The sequence below is a fragment of the Paenibacillus lautus genome, assembly GCF_050482385.1.
In the GTDB taxonomy this organism is placed as follows: domain Bacteria; phylum Bacillota; class Bacilli; order Paenibacillales; family Paenibacillaceae; genus Paenibacillus_AQ; species Paenibacillus_AQ lautus_B.
The window spans coordinates 122,767-141,288 of sequence record NZ_JBCNHV010000021.1 but is presented as its reverse complement, the minus strand read 5'-3'; the positions used below and the strand labels follow the sequence as shown (position 1 = coordinate 141,288).

The 18,522-nt window shown below is 49.8% G+C and carries 17 protein-coding genes; 13 read left to right on the top strand and 4 right to left on the bottom strand.

Annotated elements, in window-relative coordinates; translation table 11 throughout:
- The 7 genes from ABEW73_RS24995 (at nucleotide 1) to ABEW73_RS24965 (ending at nucleotide 7,755) form a co-directional block, all read left to right on the top strand.
- A complete protein-coding gene (locus tag ABEW73_RS24995) occupies nucleotides 1-606 on the top strand; it encodes a TetR/AcrR family transcriptional regulator (protein WP_430138576.1) in 606 nt (201 codons plus the stop codon).
- Nucleotides 607-622: 16 nt separating this feature from the next.
- The gene (locus ABEW73_RS24990; protein WP_430173071.1) at nucleotides 623-1,402 is read left to right on the top strand and encodes an alpha/beta fold hydrolase; all 780 of its coding nucleotides are present in this window, start codon (nucleotides 623-625) and stop codon (nucleotides 1,400-1,402) included.
- 321 nt (nucleotides 1,403-1,723) lie between these two features.
- The gene (locus tag ABEW73_RS24985) at nucleotides 1,724-2,917 is read left to right on the top strand and encodes an acyl-CoA dehydrogenase family protein (protein WP_430173073.1); all 1,194 of its coding nucleotides are present in this window, start codon (nucleotides 1,724-1,726) and stop codon (nucleotides 2,915-2,917) included.
- A 302-nt stretch (nucleotides 2,918-3,219) separates the two neighbouring features.
- The gene (locus ABEW73_RS24980; RefSeq protein ID WP_430173075.1) at nucleotides 3,220-3,996 is read left to right on the top strand and encodes a hypothetical protein; all 777 of its coding nucleotides are present in this window, start codon (nucleotides 3,220-3,222) and stop codon (nucleotides 3,994-3,996) included.
- Nucleotides 3,997-4,165: 169 nt separating this feature from the next.
- Complete coding sequence (locus ABEW73_RS24975; protein ID WP_430173076.1) at nucleotides 4,166-4,936, top strand: MerR family transcriptional regulator; 771 nt, start codon at nucleotides 4,166-4,168, stop codon at nucleotides 4,934-4,936.
- Between the two features lie 285 nt (nucleotides 4,937-5,221).
- Entirely contained in the window at nucleotides 5,222-6,646 is a 1,425-nt protein-coding gene (locus tag ABEW73_RS24970; protein WP_430173078.1) for an alanine/glycine:cation symporter family protein, read from the top strand.
- Between the two features lie 128 nt (nucleotides 6,647-6,774).
- The gene (locus ABEW73_RS24965) at nucleotides 6,775-7,755 is read left to right on the top strand and encodes an anti sigma factor C-terminal domain-containing protein (RefSeq protein ID WP_430173080.1); all 981 of its coding nucleotides are present in this window, start codon (nucleotides 6,775-6,777) and stop codon (nucleotides 7,753-7,755) included.
- 112 nt (nucleotides 7,756-7,867) lie between these two features.
- Here ABEW73_RS24965 and ABEW73_RS24960 read toward each other — a convergent pair whose 3' ends face one another.
- The 3 genes from ABEW73_RS24960 to ABEW73_RS24950 form a co-directional block, all read right to left on the bottom strand.
- Complete coding sequence (locus tag ABEW73_RS24960; RefSeq protein WP_076325955.1) at nucleotides 7,868-8,383, bottom strand: DinB family protein; 516 nt, start codon at nucleotides 8,381-8,383, stop codon at nucleotides 7,868-7,870.
- A 73-nt stretch (nucleotides 8,384-8,456) separates the two neighbouring features.
- Nucleotides 8,457-9,062 (bottom strand): class I SAM-dependent methyltransferase, encoded by a 606-nt coding sequence (locus ABEW73_RS24955; RefSeq protein ID WP_430173082.1) that lies wholly within the window; start codon nucleotides 9,060-9,062, stop codon nucleotides 8,457-8,459.
- Nucleotides 9,055-10,470 (bottom strand): NAD-dependent malic enzyme, encoded by a 1,416-nt coding sequence (locus ABEW73_RS24950; protein WP_339270269.1) that lies wholly within the window; start codon nucleotides 10,468-10,470, stop codon nucleotides 9,055-9,057. Before ABEW73_RS24950 ends, ABEW73_RS24955 begins: the two co-directional genes overlap by 8 nt.
- A 205-nt stretch (nucleotides 10,471-10,675) precedes the next feature.
- Here ABEW73_RS24950 and ABEW73_RS24945 point away from each other — a divergent pair, with 205 nt between their 5' ends.
- Nucleotides 10,676-10,975 (top strand): hypothetical protein, encoded by a 300-nt coding sequence (locus tag ABEW73_RS24945; protein WP_098741883.1) that lies wholly within the window; start codon nucleotides 10,676-10,678, stop codon nucleotides 10,973-10,975.
- A gap of 375 nt (nucleotides 10,976-11,350) precedes the next feature.
- Complete coding sequence (locus ABEW73_RS24940) at nucleotides 11,351-12,388, top strand: lytic polysaccharide monooxygenase (protein ID WP_430173084.1); 1,038 nt, start codon at nucleotides 11,351-11,353, stop codon at nucleotides 12,386-12,388.
- Nucleotides 12,389-13,221: 833 nt separating this feature from the next.
- Here ABEW73_RS24940 and ABEW73_RS24935 read toward each other — a convergent pair.
- Entirely contained in the window at nucleotides 13,222-13,983 is a 762-nt protein-coding gene (locus tag ABEW73_RS24935) for a DeoR/GlpR family DNA-binding transcription regulator (RefSeq protein ID WP_430173086.1), read from the bottom strand.
- Between the two features lie 360 nt (nucleotides 13,984-14,343).
- Here ABEW73_RS24935 and ABEW73_RS24930 point away from each other — a divergent pair, with 360 nt between their 5' ends.
- From ABEW73_RS24930 to ABEW73_RS24915, 4 genes are all read left to right on the top strand, one after another.
- Nucleotides 14,344-15,399: an ABC transporter ATP-binding protein gene (locus tag ABEW73_RS24930; RefSeq protein ID WP_430173088.1), complete on the top strand. Its 1,056-nt coding sequence runs from the start codon at nucleotides 14,344-14,346 to the stop codon at nucleotides 15,397-15,399.
- Nucleotides 15,392-16,270 carry a carbohydrate ABC transporter permease gene (locus ABEW73_RS24925; RefSeq protein ID WP_430173090.1) on the top strand — a complete coding sequence of 293 codons (879 nt, stop codon included), beginning with the start codon at nucleotides 15,392-15,394 and terminating at the stop codon, nucleotides 16,268-16,270. Before ABEW73_RS24930 ends, ABEW73_RS24925 begins: the two co-directional genes overlap by 8 nt.
- A 30-nt stretch (nucleotides 16,271-16,300) precedes the next feature.
- Nucleotides 16,301-17,134: a carbohydrate ABC transporter permease gene (locus ABEW73_RS24920; protein WP_430173092.1), complete on the top strand. Its 834-nt coding sequence runs from the start codon at nucleotides 16,301-16,303 to the stop codon at nucleotides 17,132-17,134.
- Between the two features lie 61 nt (nucleotides 17,135-17,195).
- On the top strand, nucleotides 17,196-18,512 hold the full coding sequence (locus ABEW73_RS24915) for an ABC transporter substrate-binding protein (RefSeq protein WP_430173094.1): 1,317 nt from the start codon (nucleotides 17,196-17,198) through the stop codon (nucleotides 18,510-18,512).
- Nucleotides 18,513-18,522: the final 10 nt, after the last annotated feature.

Genomic DNA, 18,522 nt, shown 5'->3' with positions numbered 1-18,522 from the left:
ATGGTAAGACCTCGCGAATTTCAAGATGAGGCTATCTTCTACGGTGTCTACCGGGCACTGTGCAAAAAAGGATACGGTCAAGCAGCATTAACCGACATCACGCATGAAGTGAATATTTCGCCGGCAGCCTTAATGAAGCGATTCGGTTCGAAGAAGAATTTGTTCCTGGCCTACAGCGATTATGTTATTGAATTAACCAAGCATGCCTTCCAGGAGGCCAGCCTATCCGATCGATCCAGAATTGATGCACTAAAGGCCGTGTTTCAGCATGCAGTTTTACATATGAAAGATCCTGTTGAATTGGCTAACCACACTTCCTTCTATCTGGAAGGGACAAATGATCCGGATTTGTTGGAGAAGACCCGGTACCGACTGCAGCTCATCGATGAGTTTACCCGGCAGATGCTGAAACAGGCGATTACGAACAAAGAAATCGCTAGATGTGACGTGGCTATGGTTAGCAGGGTACTGCAAGCCTCCATCAGCGGGGCTATGATGATCTGGATTAAAGAATCAAACCGAACGTTGGATGAACTGTTTGATGAGTGCTTTCAGGTGATATTTGCTCCGTTATGGCATGTCGGTACGGAATCATTTCAAATATAGCAAGGAGGATGGTTATATGCCGATTTTTAAAGGAAGGGAAGTCGATCTGTATTATGAAGTAAAGGGAGAAGGAAAGCCGATTGTTTTTACGCATGGGGCCTCATGGAATCATGAACAATGGCAGCCGCAAGTCGATTATTTCTCTCGTCAGTACCAAACCGTGGTGTGGGATGTTCGAGGACATGGTTCGTCTTCCTTGCCGGGCGGCAAGGTGGATTCGGAGGATTTTAGCAGGGATTTGGCGGATCTGCTAAGTCATCTGGGCATCGAGAAAGCGATCCTTTGCGGGTTATCCCTGGGTGGGCATATTTCGCTGCAGACTGCCGTTCGCTATCCTGACAAGGTTGCAGCCCTGGTACTGATCGGCACTCCGTTCACGAATGCGTTCAATTGGTATGAGCGAATGTTCGTGGCGCTAAATCGCTGGTCAAGTTACTTGATGCCGATGTCCTTATCGGGAAAAATGCAAGGGAAAATGCTATCCAAGTACAATAAGAGCAATCAAGCTTATATAGAGAAAGCCTTTCGTTCCATCCCGCATTCCAACTGGGTTCGGATATGGGATGCGGTGACCCGGATGGAGAGCACGCAGGATCTGCATAAGATCCATTGTCCAACCTTGCTTCTTCAAGGAGAGAGCGACACGATGATCCGAAGGCAGCAGGAATACATGCAGGAGAGAATTGCGAATTCGCGATTAAGAATCATCCGGAACGCTCACCATGCAACGAATTTGGATAACCCGGATGAAGTCAATGAAGCCATCGCTTCATTTCTGACAGAGAACGCGATGTAGACTATCCTATTTGAAGTGCGTCGATTGATGTTTTTCTTATGGATGCAATGAGCACATAGACTTCATATGGGCTTTGCGGCATCGAAACGTCAAGTCCATCACAGCCAGATGTGAACCCGGACACGCAGCTTCTCAGCATGTTTTGCTTAAACTAGGATTCCGGAAGAGTCACGAGGATTCGGAATTCATACACTGGATATATCCGAGTTAAAGGGGGAGCGGCTATCAGTGAGCCCCTTCATTGACACCTTAAAATAGGGTTGCTACAATTTTGAGTATATATCCATCGGAATACAAGGGTTAGTGAGGGAGGGGACGAACTTGAAACGATCCGGTTCCACAGATCCATTCATACGGAATGAACGCGAAGCCATGATCGCAGCTCGGGCGGATAAGCTTGGGGCCAAATTCGCGGAAAGAGCTCCACGGCACGACTTGGAGGGGTCGTTTCCGTTCGAGAATTTTGATGACCTGAAGGAGTCGGGCTATCTGAAGTTGACCGTACCGGCATCCTTTGGAGGAGAAGAAGCCTCCGTATACGAAATGGTGCTTGCCCAGGAACGACTCGCCAGAGGCGACGGCTCTACGGCGCTGGCAGTCGGTTGGCATATCGGGCAAATCCTTCAGCTGCGCCTATCCGGGGCTTGGCCGGAGCCGTTATTTGAGAGGCTGTGCAAGGACGTTGTAGCTGAAGGCGTGCTCATTAATGAACTGGCGAGCGAACCTGCGACAGGGAGTCCCAGCCGGGGCGGAAGGCCGGAGACCACGGCACGGCGGGTGTCGGGCGGCTGGCGCATTACCGGACGCAAAACCTTCAGCACGTTAAGCCCGATCTTGAAGCAATTTGTGGTTACGGCCGGTATCGAGCATAGCGAGAAGGTCGGTGCGTTCCTCGTTCGCAGTGGACCCGGAGTCAAGGTCGAGGAAACCTGGAATACGATGGGCATGCGGGCAACGGGAAGTCATGACATGATTTTGCAGGATGTCTTCGTGCCGGAGACGGAAGTGATTCGGGGACTCGATTATGAGAAACCTGAGTTTCCCGTGCCGACGGAAGGCATTCTGCTTCATATCCCGGCATGTTATATGGGGATTGCTTATGCCGCACGCAATTTTGCCATCGATTTTGCCCGTTATCATAAACCGAATTCCTTGACGGTCCCCATTGCCGAATTGCCGAATATCCAAAGGCACATCGCTGAAATCGAAGTGGATCTGCTTACGGTCCGCAGTTATTTGTATCAAACTGCCGACCGCTGGGACAAGGAAGTGGAGAACCGCGCTGCGCTCAAGCCCGAGCTGGGCCTTGCCAAATATGTCGTGACCAATGCAGCGGTTCGGATTGTCGATCACGCCATGCGGATCGTTGGAGGCTTGAGTCTCTCCCGGCAGCTCCCGTTGGAACGAATGTACAGGGATGTCCGGGCAGGTCTCCATAATCCGCCTATGGACGATGTCGTGCTGACGAATCTGGCTAATCGAGCCATTTCGGAAGCGGAGGAGAAGGGAGACTAAAGCTCTCGATAGGATGAGATGAGGCCGTTTCGAGAATAGTTTGCTTATGGAATGGTGAAGGAATACACAGACAGGAACCGCTGGGGAGGCTGCCTCCGGCGGTTTTTTTACGTTGTTCTTTGATTCGGAATAGCTGCAAACCGTGTCCGCGATCCTGGTGAACACGGTATTTTGTGTCTAGCCTTCAGCAAACCTTCAGCTGAGCCTAAGCCTGGCATAACGTTCCCCTAAGTTTACTTTCAGATTCCTCCTCTATACTTCAAATTGTAAGACAAACCACGACTCTAAAAGGAGAGATGACCATGAATCCGATAAGTAAAAAAGTATTAGCAAGCAGCATGGCAGCAGCGATTGTCCTGGGAGGAGCCGGGTACGTTCAGAGTAAGGTTTTTGCAGCGACGGCGAGCACGGACGCTTCCACCTCGGTATCCGAGGATGGACAGACGGGGACAGGCTCATCGGCTGCGGATGCAGCGAAGAACCGAAATGGAAAGTGGATGGATCATAAAGCGGGCGGACCTCGCGGCGGTAACATCGTCAAAGAGACGTCCGAGGTCCTTGGGCTCACGGAGGCAGAGATCCGGACGGTGCTTGAAGCGGGCAGCACGTTTGCTGAAATTGCCGAAGGCAAAGGAATGACCCCATCCGTATTCGTACAGAAGCTGACCGAGCTGGAAACCGCCAAGATCGATGAACGCCTGAGTGAAGGCAGCATCACGGAAACCGAAGCAGCCGAGTGGAAAGAGTCTCTGAGCGACCGTCTTACTCAAATCGTAGAGAGCAGCGAAGCCGGTTTTGGAAAAGGTCATGACAAAGGCGGCCGAGGCTTCGGCAAATTCGGTAATCCGGAGGAAATGGCAGCTTTGCTCGGATTGTCAGAGGACGAGCTGAAGGCGGAAATGAAGGAAGGGCAATCGCTAGCCGAGATAGCCGCCACGAAGGGGATTACTGAGGATCAATTGGTTCAGAAGCTGAAGGATCAAATGACCGAGCCCTTAAAGCAGTGGATTAACGAGAAGCATACGGCTGCCGATAAATCCGCAGCCGCTGCAGCGGAAACGGAAGAGGAAGCAAACTAACATACTGAATGGGATCGCTTAGGAGACTGGATGTTATTCTGTTAAGAATGCATTCAGTTTCTTTTTTTTATTTTGTATGCTGAGGATGGCGGGTATCATTTTTTTCGCGAAAAGTGTTGACCTTAACGTTACGTAAAGGTGTACATTGATGTTGTTAGGAGGTGAAACCATGGAATACACGGTGCAGAAGCTTGGAAAGTTGGCAGGAATAAGTACCCGGACGCTCCGTTATTACGATGAGATTGGCATTCTGAAGCCGGCCAGAATCAACTCGTCAGGCTATCGGATCTATGGGCAGGAGGAGGTCGATCAATTGCAGCAGATCTTGTTTTACCGGGAGCTCGGACTTCCATTGGACGGGATCAAAGAGATTATGACCTCGCCATCCTTCAACCGAGCTCAGGCGCTCCAGGAACACCATGCGCAGCTCCTAGACAAAAGAAGGCAATTGGATTTGCTGATTACCAATGTGGAGAACACAATTGCCTCCGCCGAAGGGAGAAAGACTATGAGTGACCAAGAGAAATTCGAAGGATTCAAGCAGAAGCTGATTGATGATAATGAGAAGAAATATGGCAAGGAAATTCGCGAGAAGTATGGCGAAGAGACTATAAATAAATCCAATGCCAAGCTGAAAAATATGACGCAAGCGCAGCATGAGGAAGTAACGCGTCTGGCGGATGAGCTGTACGAGACGCTGGCTGAAGCGTTTAAGCAAGGCGATCCTGCCAGTGAGCTGGCCCAGAAGGCGGCCGATCTTCACAAGCGTTGGCTCACCTATTATTGGAACGATTATAGCAAAGAGGCCCACGCAGGCCTCGCTCAGATGTACGTTGACGATGAGCGTTTTACCGCCCATTACGATGAGAAGCAGCCCGGAACGGCAGAGTTCCTCCGCGATGCGATTCTAATCTACACGGGCATGAACTCTTCATCATAGAAAGGCTGGTTGTAGGTACAGCCTCCTGAACATGATACGGGACCCTTTCCCTGCGCTTAACACGCAGAGGAGAGGGTCTTTTTTTAACTGAATGTCCGAAAGCCCCGCCATGAGCTCGACAAAAAAGCGCCGGGAATGACCAGAGAGATTCCCCGCCTAAGTTAGGGGATCGATTTCCACAATTAACCTCTTGTATTTGAAGGGGAAGTAATGGTTAGATGAAACGTGGACTATTTTACACAAAACCTACACCATGGGTGATGACTTATATAGCGAGGGTAGAGTATGGATCAAATTGTACAGCATGTAGTGAATATCTTTAATGATTTTTTATGGTCTAAGCTGCTCATCGTATTGCTGATTGCCGTTGGGCTGTATTTCACCGTGGGGACCAAGTTTCTGCAGTTTCGCCTAATCGGCGAGATGTTTCGGGTCATCCGCGAACCCAAGAGTAAAGCGAAGGGCAGCATTTCGCCTTTTCAGGCATTTGCCATCAGTATGGCAGCCCGTGTCGGGACAGGGAATATAACCGGGGTTGCTCTGGCCATCTCGCTTGGCGGACCCGGGGCCGTATTCTGGATGTGGATTATTGCGCTTATCGGTTCGGCATCCAGCTTTATCGAAAGTACGCTGGCCCAGATCTATAAAGTAAAAGATGGGGCGGGCGGTTATCGCGGCGGTCCCGCTTATTACATGCAGCAAGGATTAAAGAAACGGTGGATGGGCGTGTTGTTTGCGATCCTGATCACCTTGTCCTTCGGGCTTGTCTTTAATGCGGTCCAGTCCAACACGATTACGATTGCTTTCGAGAATTCATTCGGAACCGACCGTTTAACCCTCGGAATTATCATGGTGGTTATCTTCGCCGTCATCATCTTTGGCGGCGTGAAGCGGATCGCCAAAATGTCGGAGCTGATCGTTGTTGTATTGGCTGTGGTGTATGTCGGTACCGCGCTGTTTATCGTATTAGCCAACATCACCAAGCTGCCGGAAGTTTTTGCTCTTATCGTCAAAAGCGCGTTCGGTTATGAGCAGGTCGTTGGCGGATCGATCGGTGCCGCTCTCATGAACGGGATCAAAAGAGGGCTGTTCTCCAACGAAGCCGGCATGGGGAGCGCGCCTAACGCAGCGGCTACCGCCACAACAAGCCATCCTGCCAAGCAAGGGCTGGTGCAGGCGCTGGGCGTAATGATTGATACGCTGGTCATATGTACAAGCACCGCCTTCATTATTCTTTTTACCGGTGCCTACCAGCAGACCGGACTTGATGGAATCGCCCTGACTCAGGCTGCCCTGGGCATGGAGATGGGGGCATGGGCGTCCGACTTCCTGGCGATCATGGTCTTTCTGTTTGCGTTCAGCACACTGATCGGCAATTATTACTACGGGGAAACCAATATCGAATTTTTGAAGTCGAGTCGGGCATGGATATGGGTCTATCGGGCTGCTGTGCTGGCTATGGTCATCTTCGGCTCCGTTACCAGCGTGAAGCTGGTGTGGGATTTGGCCGACCTGTTCATGGGATTGATGGTGATTGTGAATCTTGTGGCCATTACGCTGCTTTCCCGAACGGCCTTTGCAGCGCTTCAAGATTACTTGAAGCAGAAGCGGGCTGGCGTGAACCCTGTCTTCACCAAAGATAGCATCAAAGGGCTTGATGATGTGGAGTGCTGGGATGGACATTACAACCCATCCACTGAAGCAAAATAATATAAAATTTTATGTGATATGGAATCGTTACGGCAGCTGCGTGTTTTTAGCTGCTGTAGCGATTTTTCTTATTTTACCGTAACATTTGCGCGATCAAACCGTTGTCTACATGAGAAGGTAGAGAGGAGATGGATACGAAAGTGATGAATCGGATGATCTGGCGAACGCCCTTGAGGCTGTTTGCGAAAATTTTATCAGCCGCGTTGATGGTATTTTTGATTTATGGCATGTATTATTCAGCCGTCTACATCTATCATGAACAATCCGGCCTGAACGATAAATTCTTAAGGTCTGTCATAACAACGGTTGAATTGCATGAGAGTGGACTTATGGTAAATAAACGCGGCTTCTCTTCGGTAGAAGTGACGCCCTTCCTCACCCAGAAGAAAACGCTGAAAGTGTATAAGGATGTGGGGGAATGGCAGGTGATTGTCGGTGAGCTTCACGCGAAGAAGAGGCTATGGGGAGAACTTACCTATTCTATTGAAGAACGGGGGCCTTATCTGAACGTGGAGGAAAGAGATTCCTTTTACCTGCACTCTGCGCTGCTGGGGGGTGGGAAGATTACAGACTCCTCTCGTCCGAATGGTGTAATGGACCAGTTAGAGAAACTTGAAGACGGCAACGTAGCGGAATTATTCTTCTCGCTTCGAACGCTTAAGTCACCGGAGCAGGTCTTGGAGCTCTTGTCAAAGTATGATGTTAAGGCAACCAGTATGGCAGTTTATGCAGGTGAACTGAAGGAATTTTATCCGCGTAATTATGGCTCTAGCAACGCTGGTCATACGATTCCCCATCTTACATTGAGGCCCAAAGTTCAGTTTAGCGATACCCATGCTCTTTCTAGTTGGCACACATTCTTCTCGCTGGATGCCGGGATAACGGATCATGAGCAGCAACTGATCACCGACGCTGAATGGATGACCAACAATATCAAATATAACGGTGTGGATGATGACAAACACCGGCTGGCCTACTTGAAGAAAAATGGAGTTCAAGTTTACGGAGCGACCGTTACGGGACCTGTGCGGGAGCTGGAGAAGCTAAAGGAGGAATCGGAATTCTGGGAATTCCGTTTGGGCCGCATCGAGGTATGGAACTGGAGTTAGGGCAGATTATGTCTGAACCTCTACATATTACATAGAAAAAAGGCCCCAACTGAGGCCTTTTTTTGGTAAAGAGAAGTGATATTAAACCATTTTGCTAAGCCACCTTCATAAATTACGTTAAATATTTATCCCGCAGAATATTCAGGTGATGAAGCTCATGCCCAGCAATGACATAGGCGGCTGCCCGGGCGGAGAGCGGGTAATTATTGAAAGTGCCTTGACGCAGCAGCGCTTCCTCCGTCAAGCTTCCAACCAGTGTAATGGTAGACTGCCTGACGGCAGCATAATCCTTAAGGGCTTCCCGTAACGGAAGATGGCTGAAGGGAGAATTCTGGACAAAAATCTCCCGGTCGTATCCCGAAAATTCACGGGCATCCCCACGCGCGATGTAGAGAATGCGGTAGTTCCATAAGCGCTCTACATCGGCAATGTGTCCGACCACCTGTTTTAGACTCCATTTCCCTTCGGCATAACGAACATTCGCTTGTTCTTCCGTCAGATCGCTGAGCGATCTCAACGTTTCATCATGCTGCCGCTGTAATACCTCGGCAATATGGCCTTCGGGGACAAGAGAGACGTATTTTTCGGCGAGGAGCAAATATTCATTAGAATCAGGCCTTGTATTCATAACAAGTTCCTCCAGATCAATTAATAAGAGTTTACGTTAAAATGATGCCGACAGGTCAAAATCAATGAATGGATCAGGTAGCTTGTGCCCAGATTAGATGGACGATGCCGTTCCAATAGCGTTCCGTCTTCACGATATTCAGTTCCGAGGCATTCGCGATCTGGATCATGTCCCTATTATAATGACAGCCGGATATCCGCCGTGCTGCGGGGTTGATCAGATGCTGCATGGCGCCAAGGAGCCGGTTCGTGCTCATGCCATGCTCCAGCAAGTATACGCGGCCGCCGGGTTTGACCCAGCGGTTGATTTTATTCAAAGCTTTGACCGGATCCTCATAGCCGCATAGAGACAGGGTGGATACAACACAATCATAGGAACGTTCCGGCAGCTCCAGCGTCTCGATATCCCGTTCCAGGAAATTGGCCCGAATGCCAAGCTCAGAGGCCATCCGCCGCGCACGGCTTAGCATCTCAGGACTGAAATCGACAGCCGTTACGTTCACCTTATCGCGATGATAAAAGGGGAAATTCGCGCCGGCGCCAACAGCTACCTCAAGCACGTCACCCTCTACATCCTGAAGCAGCCGCTGTCTCCATTCACCGAGCCTCCGTTGCCTGGTGTTCCTTTCATATATCGCTGCCTGTTTATTGAACTTCCGAATGAGGGATTTCTTATTCACGCGGAATTCTCCGGGCAACGCCGGTTTTGACAGCTGCTTTCACGACAAGCTCCCGAATGGCTTTCACAACGTTCTGGTTGAACACGCTTGGAATAATATACGACGGGTTGCGTTCTTCGTCCGATACGGCGGATGCAATAGCTTCGGCTGCAGCCAGTTTCATCTCCTCATTAATCGTGGTCGCTCTGCAGTCCAGAGCCGCACGGAAAATACCCGGGAAACAGAGGACGTTATTAATCTGGTTCGGATAATCCGAACGTCCGGTTGCAATGACGCCTACAATATCCTCGACCTCTTCCGGTTTAATCTCGGGCGTAGGGTTTGCCATTGCAAATACGATCGGTTGATCGGCCATGGCTTGTACGTCCTCACGGCGGAGCAGGCCGCCGGCAGAGAGGCCGATGAACACGTCGGCACCTTGGATCACTTCACGCAAGGAACCTTCGACTTTATTCGGGTTCGTATGCTCTGCGTACCATTGCCACATACTATTGCTGTATGCATGTCCGCCAACCAGTGCACCCTCGCGGTCTACGCCAATGATGTCCTTGACACCGGCGGACAGGAGGATTTTGCTGCATGCTACGCCCGCAGCACCGATTCCACATACCACGACCCTAATGTTATCGATTGATTTCCCGACAATTTTCAACGAATTGATCAGTGCCGCATACAGAACCACCGCCGTGCCGTGCTGGTCATCGTGAAACACGGGAATATCCAGCTCATCCCGCAGTCGTTGTTCAATCTCGAAGCAGCGCGGGGAGGAGATATCCTCCAGATTAATGCCGCCAAAAGCCGGAGCCATTGCTTTGATGCAGGCAATGATCTCTTCGGTATCTTGGGTATCCAGACAGATCGGAAAGGAGTCTACGCCTGCAAACTGTTTGAAGAGCATCGACTTTCCTTCCATGACCGGCATGGCCGCATAAGGACCGATGTTGCCCAGACCGAGCACGGCGCTTCCGTCCGAGATGACGGCCACCGTATTTCTTTTAATTGTAAGCGTAAAGGCTTTTTTTGGGTCCTCTTGGATGGCTGCGCATACGCGGGCAACATCTGGCGTATAGACGCGCGACAAGTCATCGCGGTTTTGGATTGGGATTTTGGGCTGGGTTTCGATCTTGCCGCCGAGATGCAGCAGGAAGGTGCGGTCCGAAACGTTGACGAGCCGGACGCCCTTTAGATTTTTTACTGAATTTGTAATTTTACCGATATCCACGCTGTCCGTAACCGTAATCGTAATATCGCGTACGGTAATGTGGCCGCTCGCCTGAATGACGTCGATGGCGACCATGTCTCCCCCCGCTTCAAATATGGCGGATGCAACTTGACCGAATTTGATTTCTTGTGTATTCATTTCTAGTCTGAGGATAATGCTTTTTCCTCCGAGTCCGTTGTTTTCCATTGCTACCTCCAAATGTTTGATCGATTTCGTTCTTCTGAGTGTATGTAGCTGTGCAAAATGTTAACGTTATCATAGTTCGCTGAGCAGTGGTCAATTTCCTGTTTCATTGGAAAGAAACCGTGATATATATAAGAAGAATTTATTGGAAATGCGAATGCCAGGGAAGTATAATCGAAAGCATCTTATTGTGAAGGAGAGAGCTGCCATGAATGCCAGAATCGAGGAGCTTGAAAAGCGGTTGACGACCCAGCATCATAAGGATCTGTTTCTTCAGATGAAACATACGTTGAAAGCCGTTGATGATTTGGCCGAACAGCACCGGGTCTACCAGGCCGTTCAGGCACTCAGCGGTACACGCATTGTAGGGACGGAGGAACATGTTTATTTCGACACCTTGAATCAGGTTAAGGAACAAATTGTGCATACCCTGGAGCTGACGATTGAGGATTTGGAGCACAAAGGGGATAAACATTATAAGAAGCATTTTAAGGATGGCGTGGAATAGGAGTCGTTCTGCCGAACAGAACGGATAAAACGTTTGGATGAAAGCAAGAATCCCCAGGGATTCTTGCTTTTTTATTTTTTGTTTTTTTGATTGTTTTCAGCAATTTCCGTGCATTTTCATAACAGTTCATGTTACATATATATCCAATTTCGTTGAAATGTGTAACAAATCGTTGATTAGTATTATGGGATACGGCTTCCGGATGCTTTAAAATAATGATAGTACTGGTAAAGCTTGGACGATGCAGTTTGATGATTTCCAAGTTCAGTCGAGTCAGATAGCAACACTTGTCTCAAAGGAAGGGAGGTGGCCTAGCAGCCCTGAAGTTGTGTAAACGCTTTAATTATTAATTTATATTAAAGGAGGAAGAATTGTATGACTTTAAGTTTGCCGAACAAAGCATGGCTCAAGAATCTAATCATTGCCGGTTCCACGATGTTGTTGATGACCTTATTTATGATTTTATTTGCAGATAAAGCTTTTGCCCACGGGTATGTCGATTCTCCAGGCAGCCGCGCCATTCTGTGTAAGCAGGGGCAAAATACCGATTGCGGCGCAATCGTGTATGAGCCTCAAAGCTTGGAAGCTCCTAAAGGTTGGCCGAACGCAGGCCCTGCCGATGGCAAAATCGCCAGTGCAGGCGGCGCGTTCCCTAAACTTGACGAGCAATCCGCAACTCGCTGGAGCAAAGTAAGCATTTCCCCGGGAACTACAACGTTCCAATGGCATTTGACTGCCAACCATGCAACGGCAAGCTGGAAATACTACATTACGAAAGACGGCTGGAATCAAAATGCTCCGCTGAGCAGAGCTTCGTTTGATCTGACGCCTTTCTGCTCCATTGACTACGGCGGTGTAAAACCTCCGACAAACTATGCGTCCACTTGTAACGTTCCTGCTAAATCCGGTTACCATGTCATTCTGGCGGTATGGGAAGTAGCTGACACACCTAACGCTTTCTATAACGTCATCGACGTGGACTTTGGCGGTGGCGGCGGAACTCCGGACCCAGGCGTACCAGCACCGACAGGACTTACTTCCCCATCCCAAACCAACAGCAGTGTTTCCTTGGCATGGGCAGCTTCCACTGGTGCTTCCAGTTACGAAATTTACCGTAACGGATCTCTTGTGGGTACATCCACAACAACCTCCTATACCAATACGGGGTTAGCCGAAGGAACCTCCTATACGTATACTGTGGTAGCCGTAAGCAGTACGGGCAGCAAATCATCAGCATCCGCCCCGCTTACCGTGTCAACATCCGGAAGCTCAGCGACCTATCCGGCATGGAATGCAACAGCCGTTTACTTAGGTGGCAGCAAAGTCAGCTACAATGGCGTGAACTATGAGGCAAAATGGTGGACTCAAGGCGAAACTCCTGGATCTGCCGATGTTTGGAAGGTCATCCCTTAATCGAATAGTGTGAGAGGATCCGGCGTCTTATGACTGCCGGATTTTTTTTAGCAGCCGGGGAGGGAATGAGAGAGTGGGGTTCATTAATATGTGTAGAGGAAATAGCTCCCGTCGGCTACGCATTGACCCTGGTGGCTCTTGGAATTACCTATCGAAATGTTGTGGGTTCACTGACTGTCGATGTTCTTCATTCGATGATTTCATGGCCTTCGTCAACTTTAACGGACCCTAGTTCCGTTATTTAAGATCATAACCCGATTTTTCACAATGTACCGGACTCCAGATCCGCTATTATGAGAATTACGGGAGCAAACACCGATTAAAACAGCAAATAAGGTTTGCTGGGTCCGCTAAAGTTACTAAAAGGGCTGTTTTCTATGAAATAAGGTATTCTGAGTCCGTAAGGAAGTCCTCACACCAAAGAACAAGTTGAGTTTTGGACATCTTGAATGATATGGCGATCGTATTTTTGGACGTACAGTGAATTTCTGCTTATGCCCTTTTGGTCTAAGCGAGGGGAATCGAAGTCCGCTCCCCAACTAGTCTTAATGGTAGCTGAAGAGCTATCCTTGAGAGTTAAAGGCAGCTGAGCTTGTTGTTACTTGGATGGTAAACATAGCCATGGAATAGAAATAAATAAGCTGCCAGCAAGCCGCAGCTTGATCTGGGGCACCCCTAGGGGTGCCTATTGTATTTTCTGCAAGGAGTATGTCCAGGTATGCCAAGGTACGCAGTGGTATGTGAAGGTATGCCAAGGTACGCAATGGCATGCAATGGCAAGCAAAGGTATGCAATGGTATGCCAAGGTATGCAAAGTGCGCAAGCCTCAAGCCTCAAACTCTGTACACGGTGATGCCCCGTTCCTGAAACGGCCTGATATCCGAGTCGGAAGCCTCAGTACCGGTAACGAGGGTATGTATTGCGCTGTTGGGAGCGACCGTGTGCAGAGACAGCTTGCCAATCTTGCTGTGGTCGGTGACTACAATAATTTCGCCGGCGGCTTGAATCATGTTCTGTTTGGCCGGGACGAGCAGCGCTTCCGGGTGCATGAGGCCATGCTGAGGATGCAGGGCAGGGGTACCGATGAACGCTTTCTCGACATGCAGGGATTTCAGCACATGATCGGTAAACATGCCGTTTAGCATATAACTCGAGGGGTACAGCTCCCCGCCGGTCAGAATGACTTTGATTCCCGGAGCATCGCGAAGCTCAACAGCGACGTTCATATCGTTCGTAATGACCGTAATGTCCGAGCGGTGCACAAGATGCATCGCAATATGAAGGGTGGTTGTTCCCGAATCAATGATGATATTCTCCCCGTCTTCCACAAGCGAAGCCGCAAGCTGACCGATGCGTATTTTCTCGTCCCGGTGAAAGTTGGTTCGCTCATTAAAGGATGGCTCGTTATGCGTCCATTGCTCCATGATGACCCCGCCATGTGTGCGCTTCAAAGCACCTTCCTGTTCAATCTCCGCCAGATCACGGCGAATGGTGGCCGTGTGAACACCGAATTCCGATGCCAGCGCAGCAACCGTTGCTGTTCGGTATTGCCTTACGTAATCAATGATCCTTTTCTTTCGTTCATGTGCCAGCAATCGATAATTTCTCCCTTCCTAAACGGACAATGAGCTGTAGAGGCGTTTGTACATAGAATGCGCACTTTTGCTCTTTTATGCTTAAGAATTCCATGTCTTAATAGTGTACTCCCATTATGTTAATTCCATGTTAAATCCCTTGATGCGAAGCGAATTTACAAAATCCGTACGAAGGTCTAACACTCTCCTAATATTGCACATCTACAATCAAATTAAATAAAAATGAGCAAAAGTGATCATTACATGTGCATTTGATGCGTACTTATTATGAGGCGCATGTAAGGGATTTCATTTTTATGGATTCATTGATTTTTCGCTTGTCATGACAGCATCATTACACTTTCGTGAGGGGGATCGCTCTTGGCATCCATTGAATTTGTGAAAGTAAGCAAGTCGTTTGATCGTCAAACCGTCATCCAGGACCTGGATCTTACCATCGAAGACGGAAAATTCACCGTGCTGGTCGGTCCGTCAGGTTGTGGGAAAACAACGCTCTTAAGGATGATCGCGGGCATTGACCCTCAAACCTCCGGTTCCGTTCTTATTGATGGCAAGGATGTTACGCGAATTGCACCGGGTAAGCGCGGCGTGGCCATGGTATTTCAGAATTACGCGATCTACCCGACGATGTCGGTCCGCGAGAATATCGAGTTTGGTCTCGTGAACAACAAGGTTCCCAAAGCCGAGCGTACACGTCTGGTGGAGACCATTGGGGCAACCGTGGGACTGAACGATTACTTGGATCGTAAGCCTTCCACTTTGTCTGGCGGACAACGGCAGCGAGTGGCTTTGGCCCGGGCGATGGTTAAGAATCCGTCCGTATTCCTGATGGATGAGCCGCTGTCCAATCTGGATGCCAAGCTGAGGGTTCAGATGCGGATCGAGCTGATTGAGCTGCACAAGAAGCTGGGAACGACCTTTGTCTATGTGACCCATGACCAAATCGAGGCGATGTCGATGGCAGACACCATCGTGCTCATGAACAAAGGCGTTATTCAGCAGGAAGCGCCGCCTGAAGCGGTGTACCGCGAGCCTAGCAATCTGTTTGCGGCCCAGTTTATCGGGGTTCCCCCCATGAACATTGCGCCGCTGGGCGACGATCGCACCACATTCGGATTTCGTCCGGAGAGCGTAGTGATCGGAATAGAACCGGAGTCGTTTCATTATACGACCAAGGGTGAGATCATCACGCGCGAAATGCTGGGCTCCGAGACCATTTATCAGGTGAGGACGACGGAGGACCAGGCCTTCATGGTGAAGTGCCAGGATGACAAATTCCATGTCGATCAGGAGGTGTATCTCGGCGTGCCAGCGGATAAATTATTTTTCTTCGGGGCGGATGAGAATCGGGTCGAAGAGAAGGACGTCCGGTATGGGGAGTTTATGGAGCGGCTGAGAGGGCTGGTCCATGGATAAGAAGCGGATTTGGGAAGGCATCAGGCCCTACGTGCTAATCGCGCCGGCGATGGCGGGTATCATGCTATTTGTGATGTATCCGGTAGGTTATCTGATTTACTTAAGCTTGTTCAAATACAACCTGATGAACAAAGACAAGAGCAAGTTTGTCGGACTGGACAATTTCACTCAGATTCTGGGTCGCGGGGATTTCTACAAAGCGCTCTGGAACACTTCCATCTATACAGTCGGCGTCGTGATTCTAACCATGCTGCTGTCCCTGTTGATTGCGGTATGGCTGAACAAGAAGGGGCGTTTCAATTCGGTTGTTCAGGCCGGGATTTTCACGCCGCATGTCGTTTCCATTGTATCGATCTCGCTGGTCTGGCTGTGGCTGATGGAGCCGAATCAAGGACTTCTCAACTACCTCTTCAAGCTGATGGGGCTCCCGCCTTCCGCATGGCTGCAAAGCTCCAAGACCGCATTGATATCCGTCATTATCGTATCGGTATGGCAGGCTATCGGTTATTACACCCTGATTATCGTGGCGGCCCTGCAGAGCATATCGCCAAGCATTTATGAAGCGGCGGCGCTGGATAATGCCAGCAGGTTCAAGGTGTTTTACAAAATCACATTGCCCATGATTTCGCCGCAGCTGTTTTTTATCCTGATCATCATGACGATCGGTTCCTTCAAAGTATTCGATACCGTTCAGGTGATGACAGGCGGAGGACCGAATAATGCAACGACCACGCTTGTGTATTACATATACGGCTTCCGAACGACCAATATCGGTTATTCGGCTGCGACAGGCGTCGTGCTCATGGCCATTATCGGATTGCTTACGTTCGTCTATTTCCGGCTGCTGTCCAAGAAGGTCCATTATCAATAAGACTTTGGCCATGCAGAAAGGAGGCACAGTGTGAAGACCTTTGACTTAAACATCGTATGGACGGTGCTGGGCTATTTGCTGAAGGCCGTTGTGCTCATGATTTTCATCTTCCCGTTTATGTGGATGATCTCCACATCACTCCAGACATTCCGGGAAACGATGACGTTTCCACCGACGTGGTTTCCAGCCTCGCCGCAATGGGGCAACTTCGCGGAGGCGATGAATGCAGGTCCTTTTCTTACCTATTTCAGGAACTCGGTTGTCGTTACCGGATCCATCATCGTTCTGCAGTTCCTGATCATGATTCCGGCCGCGTATGCATTTGCTAAGTATAAGTTTCCGGGAAAAACGCTGCTGTTCGGCATGATCCTTCTGGCATTCATGATCCCGGGCCAGGTTACGTTCATACCGGTCTATCTGATGATGGCCGATTGGGGATTGGTCAAAACCCTGCTGCCGCAGATCATCCCGTTCATCTCGAATGCCTTCGGCATCTTCCTGCTGAGGCAGTACTTCATGCAGATTCCGGAGGAAATCATTGAAGCGGCCCGTCTTGATAATGCGAGCGAATTCAAAATCATTCGGAAAATCATGGTTCCCATGTCGAAACCGGCACTTGCGACCATCGCGCTGTTCAGCTTTGTCAGTCACTGGAATGACTATTTCTGGCCGCTCGTCATGACCGATTCAGCTGCCGTCCGGCCGCTGACCCTGGGGATCGCCATGCTAAGGGAGACCGAGGGCATCAGCAACTGGCATATCATTATGGCCGGCAATGTGATGCTGGTGGTGCCCATCCTGCTTGTATATGTATTTTGCTCGAAGCACATCGTGAAGGCTTTTGTTTATTCAGGCATTAAATAATTACAGGAAATAACAGGGTTCGGCAATTCATAATCGAATGATTATTGGAGGAATGAGTCATATGAAATCCAAATGGTATACACTGCTATCCGTCATTATGCTGTTCAGTTTGCTTGCTGCGTGTGGTGGTGGGGGAACTTCCGGTGATACGGGCGAAGCGCCGGGAAGCGGGGGAACCGAAGCCCCGTCCGGAGATAAAGGGAAAACTACAGTTCAGTTCTGGCACTCGCTGGGAGGCAAGAACGGGGAATACATGGATGCGCTTATTCAGCGCTTTAATGCATCCCATGAGGATATCGAAGTGGTAGGCACCTTCCAGGGAAGTTATGACGAGACGGTAACCAAACTGCAGCAAGCGATAGCCTCCGATACCGGTCCGGATGTCAGCATGCTGGAGCGAGCCTATGTTCAGATGTTCGCAGATTCGGAAGTGCTTGAGGACCTGACGCCTTATCTTGAGGGCTCTGGCATCAGCGCCGATGACTTTACGCCGGGGCTGATGGGACACTCCGTCTTCAATGAGCAATTGGTATCGCTGCCGCTGAACCGTTCCACCCCGATTCTGCATGTGAACAAAACCTTGCTGGATGAGCAGGGGCTGCAAATTCCGACGACATGGGAGGAGCTGAAGGAGGTCGCAAATGCGCTTGTGGTCAAGGAAGGCAGCGAGTATAAGCGATACGGCGTTACGATGCCCTATGACACTTGGTATCCGATTGCCATGATCTCGCAGGCGGGCGGCACTTTCTTCAATGATGACAATACGTCGATCGGTTTCGGGGATAACGGCGCCGGCGCCAAGATGTTCACTTACCTTAAAGACCTGCAGAGCACAGGCGCCTTGTATTATCCGCCGGCTCAGGATTCCGGCAACATTGTGAACAGCATGTTTGTGGAAGGCAAGGTCGGAATGATGTATCAATCTACGGGATCGATTGGCGGGTTGTCCAGCGCGGTGGATTTTGATTACGTGACAGCGTTCCTGCCTAAGGACGAAGTGTATGCGAATCCGACCGGAGGCGCGAATGTGACGATGCTGTCCTCTTCCAAGAACAAGGAAGCGGCATGGGAATTCATCCGGTGGATGGAGATGGAAGAGGAAGGCGGTCTTGAATTTATTTTGCAATCTGGCTACCTGCCATTCACGAAGAAGATGGTGGAGTCGGAGCAGATCCAAGAGCTGTGGGCCAAAGAACCGAACCGCAAAGTCGCTTATGATCAGTTGGAATTTGCCGTCGATACCAATAAGGACGTGGCATGGCCGGAGATTATGCATGAGTTCTTCTCGGCTATGGAAGCGATCATGTACGACAGCAAGGATATTCCGGCTACGCTGGATACCTTCAAGAAAGAGACGGAACGGATTTTGGCCCAATAACAACTGGTAA

What these genes read in the sequence shown, in the direction of transcription:
- ABEW73_RS24995 (WP_430138576.1), top strand. Translation starts at nt 1, where the DNA reads ATGGTAAGACCTCGCGAATTTCAAGATGAGGCTATCTTCTACGGTGTC.
- ABEW73_RS24990 (WP_430173071.1), top strand. Translation starts at nt 623, where the DNA reads ATGCCGATTTTTAAAGGAAGGGAAGTCGATCTGTATTATGAAGTAAAG.
- ABEW73_RS24980 (WP_430173075.1), top strand. Translation starts at nt 3,220, where the DNA reads ATGAATCCGATAAGTAAAAAAGTATTAGCAAGCAGCATGGCAGCAGCG.
- ABEW73_RS24975 (WP_430173076.1), top strand. Translation starts at nt 4,166, where the DNA reads ATGGAATACACGGTGCAGAAGCTTGGAAAGTTGGCAGGAATAAGTACC.
- ABEW73_RS24970 (WP_430173078.1), top strand. Translation starts at nt 5,222, where the DNA reads ATGGATCAAATTGTACAGCATGTAGTGAATATCTTTAATGATTTTTTA.
- ABEW73_RS24965 (WP_430173080.1), top strand. Translation starts at nt 6,775, where the DNA reads ATGGATACGAAAGTGATGAATCGGATGATCTGGCGAACGCCCTTGAGG.
- ABEW73_RS24960 (WP_076325955.1), bottom strand. Translation starts at nt 8,383, where the DNA reads ATGAATACAAGGCCTGATTCTAATGAATATTTGCTCCTCGCCGAAAAA.
- ABEW73_RS24950 (WP_339270269.1), bottom strand. Translation starts at nt 10,470, where the DNA reads ATGGAAAACAACGGACTCGGAGGAAAAAGCATTATCCTCAGACTAGAA.
- ABEW73_RS24945 (WP_098741883.1), top strand. Translation starts at nt 10,676, where the DNA reads ATGAATGCCAGAATCGAGGAGCTTGAAAAGCGGTTGACGACCCAGCAT.
- ABEW73_RS24940 (WP_430173084.1), top strand. Translation starts at nt 11,351, where the DNA reads ATGACTTTAAGTTTGCCGAACAAAGCATGGCTCAAGAATCTAATCATT.
- ABEW73_RS24925 (WP_430173090.1), top strand. Translation starts at nt 15,392, where the DNA reads ATGGATAAGAAGCGGATTTGGGAAGGCATCAGGCCCTACGTGCTAATC.
- ABEW73_RS24915 (WP_430173094.1), top strand. Translation starts at nt 17,196, where the DNA reads ATGAAATCCAAATGGTATACACTGCTATCCGTCATTATGCTGTTCAGT.